Source organism: Pseudotenacibaculum sp. MALMAid0570 (assembly GCF_040151415.1).
Lineage (GTDB): Bacteria > Bacteroidota > Bacteroidia > Flavobacteriales > Flavobacteriaceae > Polaribacter.
The window spans coordinates 229,754-246,233 of the sequence record NZ_JBDKWF010000049.1; the positions used below are offsets into that span (position 1 = coordinate 229,754).

Annotated in this window: 17 protein-coding genes; 15 read left to right on the forward strand and 2 right to left on the reverse strand. The window is 31.7% G+C overall.

Going from position 1 to position 16,480, the window contains the following annotated elements; genetic code table 11:
* The first annotated feature begins 66 nt into the window (after positions 1-66).
* Positions 67-1,050, forward strand: a complete 984-nt coding sequence (gene pfkA / locus AAON49_RS11365) for a 6-phosphofructokinase (protein ID WP_349554690.1) — start codon at positions 67-69, stop codon at positions 1,048-1,050.
* 18 nt (positions 1,051-1,068) lie between these two features.
* Positions 1,069-2,070 carry a type I glyceraldehyde-3-phosphate dehydrogenase gene (gene gap, locus AAON49_RS11370; RefSeq protein WP_349554691.1) on the forward strand — a complete coding sequence of 334 codons (1,002 nt, stop codon included), beginning with the start codon at positions 1,069-1,071 and terminating at the stop codon, positions 2,068-2,070.
* Between the two features lie 47 nt (positions 2,071-2,117).
* Here gap and AAON49_RS11375 read toward each other — a convergent pair whose 3' ends face one another.
* Complete coding sequence (locus AAON49_RS11375; protein ID WP_349554692.1) at positions 2,118-2,498, reverse strand: Rid family detoxifying hydrolase; 381 nt, start codon at positions 2,496-2,498, stop codon at positions 2,118-2,120.
* 10 nt (positions 2,499-2,508) lie between these two features.
* Positions 2,509-5,190: a putative LPS assembly protein LptD gene (locus AAON49_RS11380; protein ID WP_349554694.1), complete on the reverse strand. Its 2,682-nt coding sequence runs from the start codon at positions 5,188-5,190 to the stop codon at positions 2,509-2,511.
* A 249-nt stretch (positions 5,191-5,439) separates the two neighbouring features.
* Here AAON49_RS11380 and AAON49_RS11385 point away from each other — a divergent pair, with 249 nt between their 5' ends.
* The 13 genes from AAON49_RS11385 (at position 5,440) to AAON49_RS11445 (ending at position 16,479) form a co-directional block, all read left to right on the forward strand.
* On the forward strand, positions 5,440-6,441 hold the full coding sequence (locus AAON49_RS11385; protein ID WP_349554696.1) for an N-acetylmuramoyl-L-alanine amidase family protein: 1,002 nt from the start codon (positions 5,440-5,442) through the stop codon (positions 6,439-6,441).
* A 61-nt stretch (positions 6,442-6,502) separates the two neighbouring features.
* Positions 6,503-7,471, forward strand: a complete 969-nt coding sequence (locus AAON49_RS11390; RefSeq protein ID WP_349554697.1) for an MlaD family protein — start codon at positions 6,503-6,505, stop codon at positions 7,469-7,471.
* Positions 7,468-8,073 carry a carboxymuconolactone decarboxylase family protein gene (locus AAON49_RS11395; RefSeq protein ID WP_349554698.1) on the forward strand — a complete coding sequence of 202 codons (606 nt, stop codon included), beginning with the start codon at positions 7,468-7,470 and terminating at the stop codon, positions 8,071-8,073. Before AAON49_RS11390 ends, AAON49_RS11395 begins: the two co-directional genes overlap by 4 nt.
* Before the next feature lie 17 nt (positions 8,074-8,090).
* Complete coding sequence (locus AAON49_RS11400; RefSeq protein WP_349554700.1) at positions 8,091-9,401, forward strand: 4Fe-4S dicluster domain-containing protein; 1,311 nt, start codon at positions 8,091-8,093, stop codon at positions 9,399-9,401.
* A 68-nt stretch (positions 9,402-9,469) separates the two neighbouring features.
* Positions 9,470-10,246, forward strand: a complete 777-nt coding sequence (locus tag AAON49_RS11405; protein WP_349554701.1) for a (Fe-S)-binding protein — start codon at positions 9,470-9,472, stop codon at positions 10,244-10,246.
* A 12-nt stretch (positions 10,247-10,258) separates the two neighbouring features.
* Entirely contained in the window at positions 10,259-10,768 is a 510-nt protein-coding gene (locus AAON49_RS11410; protein ID WP_349554703.1) for a PH domain-containing protein, read from the forward strand.
* On the forward strand, positions 10,761-12,257 hold the full coding sequence (locus AAON49_RS11415; protein WP_349554704.1) for a PH domain-containing protein: 1,497 nt from the start codon (positions 10,761-10,763) through the stop codon (positions 12,255-12,257). The genes AAON49_RS11410 and AAON49_RS11415 overlap by 8 nt, the downstream gene beginning before the upstream one ends.
* Entirely contained in the window at positions 12,248-13,144 is an 897-nt protein-coding gene (menA, locus tag AAON49_RS11420) for a 1,4-dihydroxy-2-naphthoate octaprenyltransferase (RefSeq protein WP_349554706.1), read from the forward strand. Before AAON49_RS11415 ends, menA begins: the two co-directional genes overlap by 10 nt.
* A 16-nt stretch (positions 13,145-13,160) precedes the next feature.
* A complete protein-coding gene (locus AAON49_RS11425) occupies positions 13,161-14,000 on the forward strand; it encodes a DUF4349 domain-containing protein (RefSeq protein WP_349554708.1) in 840 nt (279 codons plus the stop codon).
* A 10-nt stretch (positions 14,001-14,010) separates the two neighbouring features.
* The gene (locus AAON49_RS11430; protein ID WP_349554710.1) at positions 14,011-14,526 is read left to right on the forward strand and encodes an SRPBCC family protein; all 516 of its coding nucleotides are present in this window, start codon (positions 14,011-14,013) and stop codon (positions 14,524-14,526) included.
* Between the two features lie 3 nt (positions 14,527-14,529).
* Entirely contained in the window at positions 14,530-14,916 is a 387-nt protein-coding gene (locus AAON49_RS11435; RefSeq protein WP_349554711.1) for a VOC family protein, read from the forward strand.
* Positions 14,916-15,440 carry a GNAT family N-acetyltransferase gene (locus tag AAON49_RS11440; RefSeq protein WP_349554712.1) on the forward strand — a complete coding sequence of 175 codons (525 nt, stop codon included), beginning with the start codon at positions 14,916-14,918 and terminating at the stop codon, positions 15,438-15,440. Before AAON49_RS11435 ends, AAON49_RS11440 begins: the two co-directional genes overlap by 1 nt.
* A gap of 1 nt (position 15,441) precedes the next feature.
* Positions 15,442-16,479 carry an o-succinylbenzoate synthase gene (locus tag AAON49_RS11445; protein WP_349554714.1) on the forward strand — a complete coding sequence of 346 codons (1,038 nt, stop codon included), beginning with the start codon at positions 15,442-15,444 and terminating at the stop codon, positions 16,477-16,479.
* The last annotated feature ends 1 nt before the right edge of the window (position 16,480 follow it).

Consider the following 16,480-nt stretch of genomic DNA (forward strand, 5'->3'; position numbering starts at 1 on the left):
CGAAATCGATTTCGTTTTTTTTTTATTTTAAGTAAGTTTTATTAAGTAATTTTACGACTGTAATTTATGGAAAAAGTTAAGAAAATAGCAGTAATGACTTCAGGAGGAGATGCTCCTGGAATGAATGCTGCAATACGTTCTGTAGTAAGAGCATGTGCATATTATAGAACAGAATGTATTGGTATTTATAGAGGATACCAAGGAATGATTGAAGGTGATTTTGTAACCCTAACAGCTAGGAGCGTAAATAATATCATCAACAAAGGAGGAACGATTTTAAAATCGGCTCGTTCTCAAGAATTCCGTACACCAGAAGGAAGAAAACAAGCACATGAGAATTTACTAGAACATCAAATTGATGCTTTAGTGGTTATTGGTGGTGATGGATCTTTTACCGGAGGCGTAGTTTTTAATAAAGAATATAATTTCCCAATCATTGGAATTCCAGGAACGATAGATAATGATATTTATGGTACTTCACATACATTAGGGTATGATACAGCGTTAAACACAGCTGTGGAAGCTATTGATAAAATTAGAGATACAGCTTCATCTCATAACAGACTTTTCTTTGTAGAAGTAATGGGAAGAGACGCAGGATTTATTGCATTAAATGCTGGTGTTGGAGCTGGAGCAGAGGAAATCTTAATTCCTGAAGAAGATTTAGGGTTAGAGAGAATGTTAGAATCCCTAAAAAAGAGCAGAAGAACAGGCAAATCTTCAAGTATAGTTGTTGTTGCTGAAGGAGATAGGTCAGGAAAAAATGTGTACGAATTAGCAAATTATGTAGAAGATAATCTTCCAGAATATGAAGTGAGGGTTTCAATCTTAGGACATATGCAAAGAGGAGGCTCTCCATCTTGTTTCGATAGAGTTCTTGCAAGCAGATTAGGAGTAAGAGCAGTAGAATTACTGCTTGATGGAAAAACAAACTTGATGGTAGGTTTAAAAGATAATGCCGTCATATCAACAGATTTAGAAAAAGCAATTAAAGGAGGTCATGAAATCAACAAAGAACTACTAAGGGTTTCAGACATTATGACCACATAAAACAATTAAATTTTTAAAATGATTAGAGTAGGAATTAACGGATTTGGAAGAATCGGTAGATTAGCTTTCAGGTCTGCAATTGGCAGAGAGAATGTGCAAGTTGTAGGAATCAATGATTTATTAGATGTAGAATACTTAGCATATATGCTAAAATATGATTCAGTACACGGACAATTTGATGGAGATGTAGAAGTAAAAGATGGGAAGTTAATTGTTAACGGAAATGCAATTAGAATTACTGCAGAAAGAGATCCTGAAAACTTAAAATGGGATGAAATAAATGCAGAATACATTATAGAATCTACAGGTTTCTTTTTAACTGAAGAAACAGCTGGAAAACACTTAAAAGCTGGAGCTAAAAAAGTTGTAATGTCTGCTCCATCTAAAGATCATACTCCAATGTTTGTTATGGGAGTTAATAATAAAGAACTAAAATCAGATCAAAAGATTTTTTCTAATGCCTCTTGTACAACAAACTGTTTAGCACCTATTTCAAAAGTATTGAATGATAATTTTGGAATTGTTGAAGGTTTAATGACCACAGTTCATGCTACTACAGCTACTCAAAAAACAGTTGACGGTCCTTCTATGAAAGACTGGAGAGGAGGAAGAGCTGCAATACATAATATTATTCCTTCTTCAACTGGAGCAGCAAAAGCAGTTGGAAAAGTAATCCCTGAGTTAAATGGAAAGTTAACAGGGATGGCATTTCGTGTTCCTACAATGGATGTTTCTGTTGTTGATTTAACTGTGAAATTAGAAAAATCAGCTACTTATGAAGATATCTGTGCTGTTATGAAATCAGCTTCTGAAAGTGGTGAAATGAAAGGAGTATTAGGCTATACTGAAGATTCTGTAGTGTCACAAGATTTTGTAGGAGATACAAGAACTTCAATCTTTGATGCTGGGGCAGGAATAGCGCTAAATGACAAATTTGTAAAAATCGTTTCTTGGTATGACAATGAAATGGGATATTCTACAAAAATTGTTGACTTAATCGAATATGCAGCTTCTTTGTAATAAAGAAGTATAATATAAACTAAAAAGCCTGCATTTTGCAGGCTATTTTATTTGATAGCAATCATGCTTATTTCAACATTTACAAATTTTGGAAGATTAGCTACTTCTACGGTTTCTCTAGCCGGTGCTGTAGCGTCATCAAAATAAGAACCATACACTTTATTAATCTCGTTAAAGTTGTTCATGTCAGAAATAAAAATGGATGTTTTTACCACATGTTCAAAAGTCATTTCAGCAGCTTCTAAAACTGCTTTCATATTTTCCATAACTAACTTGGTTTCTTCTTGAATAGTTCCTAATTGCAATTCGCCCGTAGCTGGATTAATAGCAATTTGCCCTGAAGTATATAAAGTATTTCCAGATAGAACAGCTTGATTGTATGGCCCTATTGGAGCAGGAGCTTTTGAAGTTTGAATGATTTGTTTCATAAAAATAAGTTTAAAATAACACTCTGTTTGGAGGTCTGTTTTGATCGTATTTTAAATCGCTAAGCACTGAAGATTTCACACCAATAAAGAAGGTGTAAGACTGATTGGTTCCAAAAGGAACCCAATTAAAGTTCAATCGCCAACTATCTAAATCTCTCGAAAAATTAAGTCGTGTAAACGAAAACCCTCCGTTAAAAATATCATATCCAGAAGAAAAACCAACTTTCCATTTAGGAGAAAGTTCTAAATCGCCACCAAACATTAAAGAATGTGTTCTTACTTTTCCAGGATTAATACCATTATTTGCATAAAAAGCGGAATAAGCTAGGTTTAACGTCCAAGGTACATTGGCACGATATAATTCGGTTTCAGTTTCTTTATTATTGCCTTGAGTATTACTAGGAGTATTGGCAAATCTATTGCTAGGATCTATGTTTTTTCCTAATACATCTGGAGTATTTTGATTCCCATTTCCAGAATTAGTATTCTGAGAAGTGGTAGTTTTTTCTCCGCTAAAATCATCACTTGAAAGAGAATAATTAGCTGTTAAATTAGCACTAGTCAAACGAAGAATGCCTTTGTTAAATTTATTAATTCTTACACCAAGATCATTTACTTGATAAGGATCGAAAGAAGCATTTAAATTCACTGCTAACTTATCTTTAAACAAACGAGTACCCGTAGTCATACTAACAGGCGACCAACGCAAACTATCTGCAGCTATGTTATAAGAAGTACTAAAATTTAAATTGTTTAAGAGCGTTATTTTTTCATCCTCTTCGTCGCTGTCTGGGTCTTTTGGGGCGACTTTGGCCTCCAAAACATTGTTCACAGAAATACCTATAGAACTACTAAAACCACTACTTGGTGAACCATAAATACTCACCTGATCAAAAGGAGAGTAGGTAAGTAGATCTGTTGGATCTGTAGAATTTTGCTGTACTTGCTGATTGTATTTGCTAGCAAAATCGGGTCTATAGGAGAAAGATATAGACGGTCTTATTGTATGTCTAATGGCTTTTAATCTCCCTTTTTTAAAGTTGAAAGTTCCATAAATATTGGTCGATAAATTTAAGCTAGTACTATACTCTCTAAAACTTCTAAAACCTCTAATTGTATCTGTTACAACTGTTCCAAAAGATCCATCTGTATTTTGAGAAGTAGGGTCATAGGTTTTATTGATGCTTTGAAAACTCCACACCTCTCTATAATTAACACTTGGAGAAAGTGTGAAATAGTCAAATAGAGTCACATTTGTACTTGCATCTGCTCTATGTTGCATTCCAGATCTTGCCGTTTCAAACATTTTTGAAGTAAAAAACTCTTCTTCAGAAGTGTTTATTCGGTATTCACCTTGCATGTTGTAGGTAAGACCGATATTCTGAAAAGGGTTCTTTTTAATTCCACCTTTACCAGAAAAAGGATATATCCTATTCATATTTACTTGTAATGATGGTAATGTCATCGTTACTAGTTCAGTATTGGTGTTTTGTGAATGTGTAGCAGTTAAGCTCATATTAAAAGGCGTGCCTACAAAAGTTTTCTGATAAGAAATCGAAGAATTAAAAGTATTGCTTAAGAAACTAGAGTTGTTAAACTCATTCAGAGATTGTCTAAAATATTGGCTACTACCAATATTTACAGATGCACTGAAATTTGAATTCGGACTTGCTTTTGCATCCTGTCTGTGACTCCATCTAAAATTAAAGTTAGATGCTTCAGAAAAGTCATCAAAACCTCGAGTACTTTCAATAATCTTCTCGAAACTTAAATTTACATTTCCAGAAAATTTATATCGAACATAGTATTGAGAATTAGAACGTATCGCCCAACTACCATTAGAATAAACATCTCCTAATAATTCTAAATCTACATAGTCGTTAATAGCAAAATAATATCCTCCATTTTGAAGAAATAATCCTCTACTATTGCTTGAACTCCAAGATGGAATAATAAATCCAGAAGTTCTTTTTTGACCTAATGGAAAATAAGCAAAAGGTAAAAACAAAGGTGTAGGTACATCAGCAATAACTAAATTACTTAAGCCAGCTACAATCTTTTTATTTGGCACTACTTTAGCTTTGTTAACACCAATATAGTAATCAGGATTCTTTTTATCAGATGTTGTAAATCTAATTTTGCGCATATAAATGGTAGAATCATTTACCCGCTTCGCTTTTTCACCTAAAACAATAATTCCTGGCTCTTGTTTGGTTTTTATACCGTATATAATTGCCTTTTTAGTTTTGAAATTATAAATCATAGAATCTTGTTCAGACTCTTGACCTCCTTGCTTAAAAACGGGCCTTTGTGTGTAACCAGTAGTGTCTTTTATCCCTTTGGCGTATAAAGTATTGTTTAAATAATCTACAATTATAATCCCCGCTTTTAAATCAATATCTGTATATGTAACATGCGCTTCATTATACAGTGTTACTGTCTTTTTTTTAGCATCTTGCGTAGTATAATCTTTAGCTGTGTGAGTAATTAAATCAGATATAGCTTCTTTTGGTTTTATTGAATCTATTTTAATCGTATCTCTTTTTTTAAGAAGCAAGCTGTCTTTTTTAATAAGTTTGAGGCTGTCCTTTTTTACTTTTGGAAGTGTGTCTTTTTTAACCTCTCTAGGAATCGCTTTCCCTTTAGGTTTAATATCTTGAGATATTACATTGAATGAACAAAATAACAACAAGATTAGAAGTATATAGGACAGATTTGATTGCAATATTTTAATATGCTATTTTTGTGTCTGGGTAAAAATATGGCTCAATAATTGAAGCACCAAATTTGAAACGCCAAAATTAGTTAAATTTTGTTCATACAACTCTTACAAAACAGCAAATTTAGTACCAAGCTTTTTAAGGCATTATCCTTTGCTTTATTCTTTGCTTTATTCTGTTTTCCATCTGAATCATTTTCGCAAAAACAAAAATTCACAGTCATGTTAGATGCTGGACATGGTGGATACGAGCCAGGTAATATAGGAAACGGATACAGAGAGAAAAATATCGCTTTAAAAGTAGTTCTAGCTATAGGCAAAGAATTAGAAAACGAAACTTCTATTGAGGTAAAGTACACAAGAAAGAAAGATGTGTTTATTGACCTCTGGAAGAGAGGTGAAATTGCCAATAAGGCGAAAGCAGATTTATTTGTTTCTATTCACTGCAATGCTCATAATTCAAATGCTTACGGAACAGAAACATTTGTGTTAGGATTACATGCCAATAAGCAAAACTTTGAAGTAGCTAAAAAAGAAAATGCCGTTATAAAACTTGAAAAAAATTATAAAGAAAGGTACAAAGGCTTCGATCCTGACTCACCAGAATCAATATTAGGGTTGTCTCTAATGCAAGAAGAAAACCTAGACAAGAGTTTGTCTTTAGCACACAGTGTTCAAAAGAATTTTAGAGGTAATTTAAAAAGAAGAGATCGAGGTGTAAAACAGGCTGGTTTTATAGTATTGCATCAAACATATATGCCAAGCGTCTTAATCGAATTAGGATTTCTAACCAATAAGAATGAAGGAAGGTATTTGAATTCTAAAAAAGGACAACAACAAATGGCAAAGTCTATAGCCAAAGCAATTAAAAAGTATATCAATCAACTTAAATTGAATACAATAGATACTGATGATGAAGTTGTAGAATTTGAAGAGAAAGAGTCAATTGTTAAAGACAAAGAAGTAAAAGAAGATATTTTATTTAAAATACAAATAGCATCTAGCCGTAAAAGAATTAAAACAAAAGCATATAATTTTAAAGGGCTAAAAAATGTAGAAAGAGTAAAAGTAGGAAAGTATTATAAGTATTATTATGGTCATTCTTCCAATTACAATGAAACTAAGACCTCTTTCGCCTTAGCTAAGAAGAAAGGATATTCATCTGCGTTTATTGTGGCATTTAAGAATGGAGAAAAAGTGTCGCTTTCAGAAGCATTGAAATAGATGACAAGACCTTCCTTTCTGAGGAAAAAAATGAGTATTATTGTAGTACAAAAATGCAACGATGTCTAGAGAAGTAAAAACAGGAATTGTATCAGTTATTATTATCGCACTCTTCATTTGGGGATATAATTTCTTAAAAGGTCAAAATTTATTTGAAGCAAGTTCAAGAGTTTTTTATATCGAATACGATAACATTAGAGGGCTTAATAAAGCAAGTACTGTAAGTATAAATGGACTGCAAGTAGGAAAAGTTTCTGAAATCGATTTCAATACAAGCCCAGAAAAGAAAGGGAAATTAATTGTAAAGATTTCGCTGGATAATGACATCGAATTCTCAAAGGAAAGTATTGTTAAAATCTATTCAACTGGAATTATTGGAGGAGAAGCATTGGCAATTATTCCAAGCTATGAAGGCGAAATTGCTGTTTCTGGTGATTATCTAACTGGAGAAATAGAATCTGATATATTTACTTCAGTCGGACAAACACTGAATCCATTAAAGGCCAAAGTTGAAAGAGTAATCATAGAAGCAGATTCTTTACTAATTGCTTTGAATGATGTTTTAGATACCGATACTAGAAAAAGTTTCAAAAGAACAATTCGTGGATTTGAAACTACAGTTTCTTCAGTAAATAAAACATTGAATTCTTTAAATCAAATGATTGATTCTACAGGTTCGGGTCTTGATGTTACTTTAGAGAATACAAAGACAATTACAGAGAATTTTGCAAAAATATCCGATACATTAGTGAATTCAAATGTTGGACTTACCATAAAAACCTTACAAGGAACTTTAGACAATGTAAATGGATTGTTAGAAGGAATAGAACAAGGAAAAGGAACCATAGGAAAATTAGTTACCAACGATTCATTGTATGTGAACCTAACCAATGCCTCTAAAGAATTGGAAGAATTACTAAGAGAAATGAAGTTGAATCCAAAACGATTTGTACACTTCTCGTTATTTGGAAAAAAAGCAAAAGGCTATAACGCAGAGAATAACAAGAATAATGTTTCCAATAAAAAATGAGTTGGATCAAACTCATATCCTATAAAGAATCTACAGGAAAACTAAGAAGATTATACGATAAGGTTACTGGACCAAATCATAATGTAGACAATATTATGATGGTACACGGATTAAGGCCTCACACTATGGTAGGTCATATGTCATTGTACAAAAATGTGTTGCATAATAGCAATAACACATTACCAAAATGGTACTTAGAAGTCTTAGGAGTTTATGTTAGCATGTTAAATCATTGTGAGTATTGCATAGAACACCATTATTCTGGTTTGAAAAGATTGTTGAAAGATGACAATCGCTCAGAAGAAATAAGAAAAGGACTGCAAAATAGAATGTTTCTAAACATTTTAAACGATAAATTTGTACAAGGATTAATCTATGCCGAAAAGTTAACCTTGGAAGCTAGTAATATCAAAGAAAAAGAAGTAGTTGCTTTACGTGAGTTGGGCCTAACTGATGGCGAAATTCTTGAAATCAACCAAGTAGTGAGTTATTTTAATTATGCAAATAGAACTGTACTTGGTTTGGGAGTTTCAACAAAAGGAGATATCTTAGGCTTGTCTCCTAACGATTCAAGTGACGAAACAAACTGGAATCATCAATAATTAACTAAACCAAATATATGGAATACCTATCGAACATACTTTTTGCGATCGTATTAATTGCAGGAATTGGATTCTTTGCAATGAATGTTCGAAAATTGATCAGAAATATCAAACTAGGAAGAAGTGTAGATCGTTCAGATAATAAATCTGCAAGATGGAAGAATATGATACGAGTTGCATTAGGGCAATCTAAAATGGTAAGCAGACCCATTGCAGGAATTCTCCATATAATTGTTTATATCGGATTTATCATTATCAATATAGAAGTCTTAGAAATCGTAATTGATGGATTGTTAGGAACTCACCGTGTTTTTGAACCTATTTTGGGCGCATCAGTATACGGATTCTTAATAGGGACTTTTGAAATATTGGCAATCTTAGTTTTTGTATCTGTAATTATTTTCTGGTTGAGAAGAAATGCGATACGATTGAAACGTTTCTTAAATAAAGAAATGAAAGGATGGCCAAAAAATGATGGAAATTTCATTCTGTATTTTGAAATGGTTCTAATGACACTTTTCATTGTCATGAATGCTACAGATCCTAGCTTTCAACAAGCAGGAGTTGGTAATCCAATAAGTCAGTTTGTTGCACCTTGGTTTTCAGGATTGTCTCCAGATACAATTCATTTCATTGAAAGATCAGCTTGGTGGGTACATATTGTGGGAATCTTAATTTTCTTAAATTATTTATACTACTCTAAGCATTTACATATTCTATTAGCATTCCCAAATACCTACTATGCGAATCTGAATCCTAAAGGACAGTTTAATAACTTAGAATCTGTTACTAACGAAGTGAAAATGATGATGGATCCAAGTGCAGATCCTTATGCTATGCCAGCCGAAGGAACTGAGGAAGATGTTCCGGAAAAATTTGGAGCTAGTGATGTAATGGATTTAAATCGTATTCAATTATTAAATGCATACACATGTACAGAATGTGGTCGTTGTACATCTTCTTGTCCAGCAAACCTAACTGGAAAAGAACTATCACCAAGAGGAATTATGATGAAAACTCGCGATCGTTTAGAAGAAGTTGGGAAAAATATAGATAAGAACGGCGAGTTTAAAGATGATGGGAAACAATTACTAAACGATTATATCACACCAGAAGAATTATGGGCTTGTACAAGTTGTAACGCTTGTGTAGAAGAATGTCCTGTAAATATTGATCCCTTATCTATTATAATGGATATGAGAAGATATTTAGTAATGGAACAATCTGCTGCTCCTCAAGAACTGAATATGATGATGACCAATGTTGAGAATAATGGAGCTATGTGGCAATACAGTCCTATGGATCGATTAAATTGGAAAGACGAATAATTCAGTGTGAAAATGAATTAATATATCAATGAAGATCCACTAATAACTAAGCACTAAAAACTCAATATATGAATGTACCTACAATGGAAGAAATGATGGCTCAAGGAAAACAACCAGAAGTGTTGTTTTGGGTTGGTTCTGCAGGAAGTTATGATGATAGAGCTAAGAAAATAACAAGAGCTTTTGTAAAGATTTTACAGCAAGCCAATGTAGATTTTGCTGTATTAGGAACAGAAGAAAGTTCAACAGGAGATGCAGCAAAAAGAGCGGGAAATGAGTTCTTATTTCAAATGCAGGCAATGACAAACATCGAAGTTTTAAATGCTTACGAAATAAAAAAAATTGTCACTTGCGATCCTCATTCTTTCAATACTTTGAAGAATGAATATCCAGGCTTAGGAGGTACTTATGAAGTATATCACCATACCCAATACATAAAGCAGTTAATAGAAGAAGGTAGATTATCTATTAACGATTCTATGAAGGGAGAAAAAATAACTTTTCATGACCCATGTTACCTAGGAAGAGGCAATGATGAATATGAATCGCCACGAGATTTAATTCGTAGACTTGGAGTAAACCTTGTAGAAATGAAACGTAACAAAAACAGAGCTTTATGTTGTGGAGCAGGTGGTGCACAAATGTTCAAAGAGCCAGAAAAAGGAGATATGGATGTTAACGTACTACGTACCAAGGATGCTTTGCAAACCAAGGCAAAAGTAATTGCAACGGGCTGCCCATATTGCAATACAATGATGACAGATGGAGTGAAATTTCACGAAAAAGAAGCAGAAATTCAAGTAAAGGATATTGCCGAATTAATTGCTGAGGCAAATAATCTGTAATCATCATTGTTTATGAGTACATTCAAGAATGATGTAGTTACTGACTTACCAGACATTTCAAAAGTTGAATTTCAAAGAATCCATAAGAATTACTTAAAAGTAATTTTAATCAATACCTTTTTCGTATTTATACCTGTATTTATAGGCCTAGTTTTTTTTATAAATAAAAAACTAAACGAGAGTATTCCAGAATACATTACACTTATTTATGTGCTGTTTTTTATGGTCTTTGCACTTATTTTTTTGTATTTGATTGTAGGGTTTAAAAGAAGAAAATATGCATTAAGAGAAAAAGATCTTTCCTACAAAAGTGGTGTAATTGTTAAAACAATTACTACGGTTCCTTTTTCTAGAATTCAACACGTAGAAATTGATGAAGGACCTATCTCAAGATATTTTGGATTATCATCTTTAAGTGTATATACTGCGGGTGATAGTAGTGATGATCTTGATATAAGCGGAATCAAAAAAGAAGAAGCTCTAAGAATTAAAGAATTTATTAGTTCTAAGATTAATGAATGATCAATATTCTTTTTCCGAATTCTCAAGACAATCCTCAAAAGGAATCTTAGTTATTTATGGAGATGCCTTGTACAAAGTATTAAAGCAGACTTGGATACTAGCCGCTATTTTTTTAACTCGACTTTCAAAATTTTCAGAAGATCAGTTGATTTATATTTATATAGGAGTCATTATCGTTTTTATTTTCACCTTAATCAGATCCTATATATCCTACAGAAATTTTCAGTTCAAAATAGAAGATGGTCACTTTATTTTGAAAAAAGGAATTCTAAAAAAGACCAATATTTCTATTTCATTTGATAGAATACAAAATATCAATTTCAAACAAAACGTAATTCAACAAGTTATTAATGTATACGGAGTAGGCATTGAAACTGCAGGGTCTCAAAAAACCGAGATTGAGATTAAAGCCTTATCCCATAGCAAAGCCAAAGCATTAAAGGCTCAAATTTCAATTTCTTCAATATCTAGTGCAACTACTAAAAAGGAAGAAGAAAAGCCTTTGTTAAGAATACATCCCAAAGAATTATTAAAAGTGAGCTTAACAGAAAATCACTTGCAAAGTTTAGTACTGTTTTTAGCCATTTTAATTGGTTTTTTTCAACAAATAGAACAGCTTTTTGAAAGCTTTGGACATAAAGATTTTGTAGGGAACTTTATAGATCAAGGAGCTGAGGTTGTATTTGGAAGTATTATTCTAATAGCAATACTTCTATTTTTTTTATTGGTTATTGCTATTATAAGTTCTTTTGTTAGAGTATTTCTTCGTCATTTTAATTTGACACTTTTTATCAAAAAAACAGCTTTAGAAATTAGTCAAGGATTATTTACCAAGAAGTCTATCATTTTAAAAAAGCAAAAAGTACAAAGCATTACTATCTCTACGAACCCCTTAAAAAGATGGGCGGGAATTTCCTATGTCACTTTTAAGCAAGCAGTAAGCGGAAAAGTAAAAAAGAAAAAAGATAAACTGATACGTGTTGTTGGATGTAAGATACAACAAGTGCAAAAGCTAAAAGATTATCTATTTTATACAGATGCTCTAGAAAATCAGCAAAAAGAACATCCAGATGTGTATTATAAAATAAGAATGCTTATACAAAGTTTATTCTTATTGTTGCTTTTAAACTTTGTAACCTATCTTATATACTCGAATACAAATGTATTCTTTGCTAATATTTTTTTAGCTCCATTGTTTTATTTTTTAGTTCATAAAAAGTTCAAAAAGAGATTTTATACAATTACTGATGAACTATTGTTGGTAGGAAAGGGATTAATAGAAACGCATTATACCTATTTTGAATTATTCAAAGTCCAAAATGTAAAGATGAAACAAACTATTTTTCAAGAACGAAGAGATTTAGTAGATTTAGTTTTACAAACGGCTTCTGGAAAGATTAGAATTCCTTGTGTAAAGAAACAAACAGCCAATAAGATATACAATTACCTTTTATATAAAGTAGAAACAAATAATAAACCATGGATGTAAAAAGTTATATAAAAGCAGCACGTTTAAGAACATTACCGCTTTCAATCTCTGGAATTATTGTTGGAGGTCTCATAGCCTTGTCTAAAGATATGTTCGATTGGGTAGTCTTTTTATTAGCATTATTAACCACTATTGGATTTCAAGTTTTATCAAACTTTGCTAATGATTATGGAGATGGAGTCAAAGGAACTGATAACGAAAGAAAAGGCGAAGAAAGAATGGTAGCTTCTGGAGCAATTACTCCTAACCAGATGAAAAAAGCAATGGTAGTTACAACAATTATTACTCTTATAACTGCATTGTTTTTAATTTACTTAGCTTTTGGAAAAGACAATTTTCAGTATTCTATTTTGTTCTTTTTATTGGGAGTAGCTTCCATAGCAGCAGCTATTAAATATACCGTCGGGAAAACTGCTTATGGGTATAGCGGTTATGGCGATTTTTTTGTTTTTGTTTTCTTTGGATTGTTAAGCGTTGTGGGAAGTTATTTTTTATTTACTAAAGAGATTAACTTTTATATTTTTTTACCTGCTTTTTCTGTTGGAATGCTGAGTACTGCTGTATTGAATTTAAATAATATGCGAGATCGAGTAAATGATGAAAAAGTTGGGAAAAACACCATAGTTGTTAAAATAGGAAACGAATTTGCTAAATACTATCATTACTATTTAATTGGCGCTTCATTATTATTTGCATTAGCATATATATCTATGCATTATGTTAAACCGATACAATTTATCTTTTTAATTGCTTATATTCCGTTATTCAGACACATGTTGTTTGTATATCATAATAAAGATGAATCTCAGTTAGACGGACAATTAAAGATAGTAGCCTTAAGTACTTTTTTATTTTCTATTCTTTTTGGGATAGGCCTAGTAGTTTAACGTAAAAAAATAAAATATGAAAAATAGAATTTTAGGTATTTGCGTAATGTTACTCTTAATTTTCTCATGTAACTCAGATGATTCTGTAAATGAAACAGAATATCTAGCTTACTCAGATAATTTTAATACTGATGAAATTTTATCAAATAGGAATAATGGTTATTTAAAATTTTCTGTAAACTCTAAAAACTCGAATGAAAATGCTGATTACTCGAATCGAAAGTTAATCAAAAATGGGAACCTCACTTTTGAAACTAATGATTTAAGTAAAACCAAAATTAGAATCAATCAGTTAGTCTTAAAACATGGAGGTTATCTTTCGAGAGATAGTCAAAATGAACTAGATAATAGGCAAAATATCCATTTAAACATAAGAGTTCCTGCAAAAAAATTTGATTCACTAATCATTGATATTTCTAAAGGAGTTGAGAAGTTTGATTATCGTCAAATCAAGATTAAAGATGTAACCGAAGAATTTGTTGATTTAGAATCTAGATTAAAGAATAAAAAAGAACTTGAAAAAAGATATCTAGAAATATTAAAAAAAGCTAAAAACGTAAAAGAAATACTAGAAGTAGAAAGAGAAGTAGGAAAACTTAGAGAAGATATAGAATCTGCAGAAGGAAGAATGAAATTCCTTAAAGATCAAATATCATTCTCCACATTAGAAGTATCATTTTACAAAGTAGTTTCAAATGAGTCAAGTTTCTCGAAAAAGTTTAAGAATGCTTTTAAAGATGGTTATAAAAGTGTAAAATCATTTTTATTATTTATAGTAAGTACTTGGCCATTCATCATCATTGGAATTATATTGGTGTTACTTCTTAGAAGAAGATTAAAACGAAGAAAAAACTAAAACAAACTATATGAAAGCCGTAAAAATCATCTTATATATATTGGTAGCTTTAACGCTTATTTTCTTTGGCACAGGGTTGGTTGTCAAAGAGAGTAATTACACTATGGAGATAGAAATTAACAAACCACTCTCTGAAACTTTTAAAATTTTTAATGATCAATCTACAATTAGCGAATGGATTCCAGAAATCACAAAAATAGAAGCCATTAATGAGAAACCTGGAATTACAGGAAGTGAGTACAGAATTACAATGGACAATGAAGGTCAGGTAATGACAATGAAAGAGAAAGTTTTAGCTTTTGTGGAGAACGAAAAGGTTACACTTTATTTTGATGCAGAAGGGATGTTTAAAACAGATGATTATAGTTTTGTGTCTGAAGGAAGCAAAACAAAAATTATTTTAAATGTTGCATATCAAGGAAAGTCATACATTTTAAATTGTGTGTTTCCTTATTTCAAAGGAACATTTAAAGGAATCGATCAAAAATATTTGGAAAATTTCAAAGAATTTGCAGAAAAACAGTAACTCATGGAAGTAAATATGATTAGCTGGTTTGAATTACCAGTAACCGATATGGAAAGAGCTAAAAAGTTCTATGAATCTGTATTTGAAATACAAATTTCTATTCACGATCTTGAAGGTGTAATTATGGGCTGGTTTCCCCCAGCAGAAGAAATCAATGCACCCGGTATAAGTGGTTCTTTGGTTTTGCATGAAGATTATATTCCGTCTGCTACAGACGGAGCATTGGTTTATTTCAATTCCCAGTCTGGAGATATAAGTAATGAAATTAGTAGAGTAAAAGATGCAGGAGGAAAAGTCTTGCAAGACAAAACACTTATTTCAGAACAGATCGGTTATATGGCTGTGATTCTTGATACCGAAGGAAATAGAGTAGCTTTATATAATAAATAATGAGTGACCAAGTACAGATTATAATCGCAACTCAAAATGATGTTGAAACTATTTCTGCACTAGCTAAAATAACATTTAACGAAACATTTGGGCATTATTTCAGAGATCCCAATGATCTATTAGAATATTTTAATCGCACTTTTTCTTTAGAAAAGATTTCAGAGAGTATAAAAAAGCAACACAATATTTTTTGGTTAGGACTGTGGAATGATGTTCCTGTCGGATATGCCAAACTTAAGCTAAATTCATCCTCTGAATTCGTTTCTGGTAAAAACGTATCACAATTGCAGAAAATCTATGTGCTAAAAAATTTTTTATCCAAAAAAGTTGGTTCAAAACTTCAAGAAGAAATGCTAACTGAAGCAAAAAACAATCAAAGCGAAGCGATTTGGTTGTCGGTTTTAAAAGAAAACAAACGAGCTATTCAGTTCTATTTGAAAAATGATTTTAAAGTAATGGGTGAGCACGATTTTCAAATAGGAAAAGAATTTTTTCAATTTGATGTAATGGTCAAAGACTTATAAAATGAGGGCAAGTTATCATAAATACATACTAAACTTTAAAAGGCCAAGTGGAACCTCAAGAGGTATTTTAAAAACCAAAGAAACATGGTTCATAATTCTAGAAGAAAATGAAAAGAAAGGAATTGGTGAATGCGGTATTTTAAGAACTTTAAGTATCGATGATCTTCCAGATTATGAAGAGAAATTGAAGTGGACTTGTGAAAATATCAAGCTAGGATTAGATCAATTACTTCTTGAACTCAAAGAATTTCCCAGTATTCAATTTGGATTAGAACAAGCTTTTCTTTCCTTAAAAAGTGAAGACCCATTTTTGTTGTTTCCATCAAATTTCACAGAATCAAAACAAGCCATTAATATCAATGGTTTAATTTGGATGGGAGACAAAGACTTTATGAAGTCTCAAATCAAGGAAAAGATAACTCAAGGTTTTCAATGTATTAAGATGAAGATTGGTGCCATAGATTTTAAAACCGAACTCGGTTTGTTAAAATCAATTCGTGATGAATTTTCAATCTCAGATATAGAATTAAGAGTAGATGCAAATGGAGCTTTTTCACCTAAGGAAGCTCTAGAGAAATTAAAAAAACTTTCAGAATATCAATTACATTCTATAGAGCAGCCTATTAAACCTAAGCAGTTAGAAGAAATGGCAAAGCTCTGTGAACAAACTCCTTTACCAATAGCATTAGATGAAGAATTAATTGGTGTTTTTGATGTAACAAAGAAAAAAGAATTACTACTAACAATAAATCCACAATATATTATTCTTAAGCCAAGTTTGGTTGGAGGATTTAAAGGAAGTAAAGAGTGGATTGATCTTGCTGATAAAAACAAGATAGGATGGTGGATAACAAGTGCTTTGGAAAGTAATGTAGGGTTGAATGCAATAGCGCAATGGACACACACTCTTGATAACAACATGCCACAAGGATTAGGAACAGGAAGTTTGTTTACAAATAACTTTGAAAGTCCGTTAGAAGTAAAAAGTGGATATTTGCAATACAATAAAACCAAAAATTGGAATTTTAATTTAGAATAGT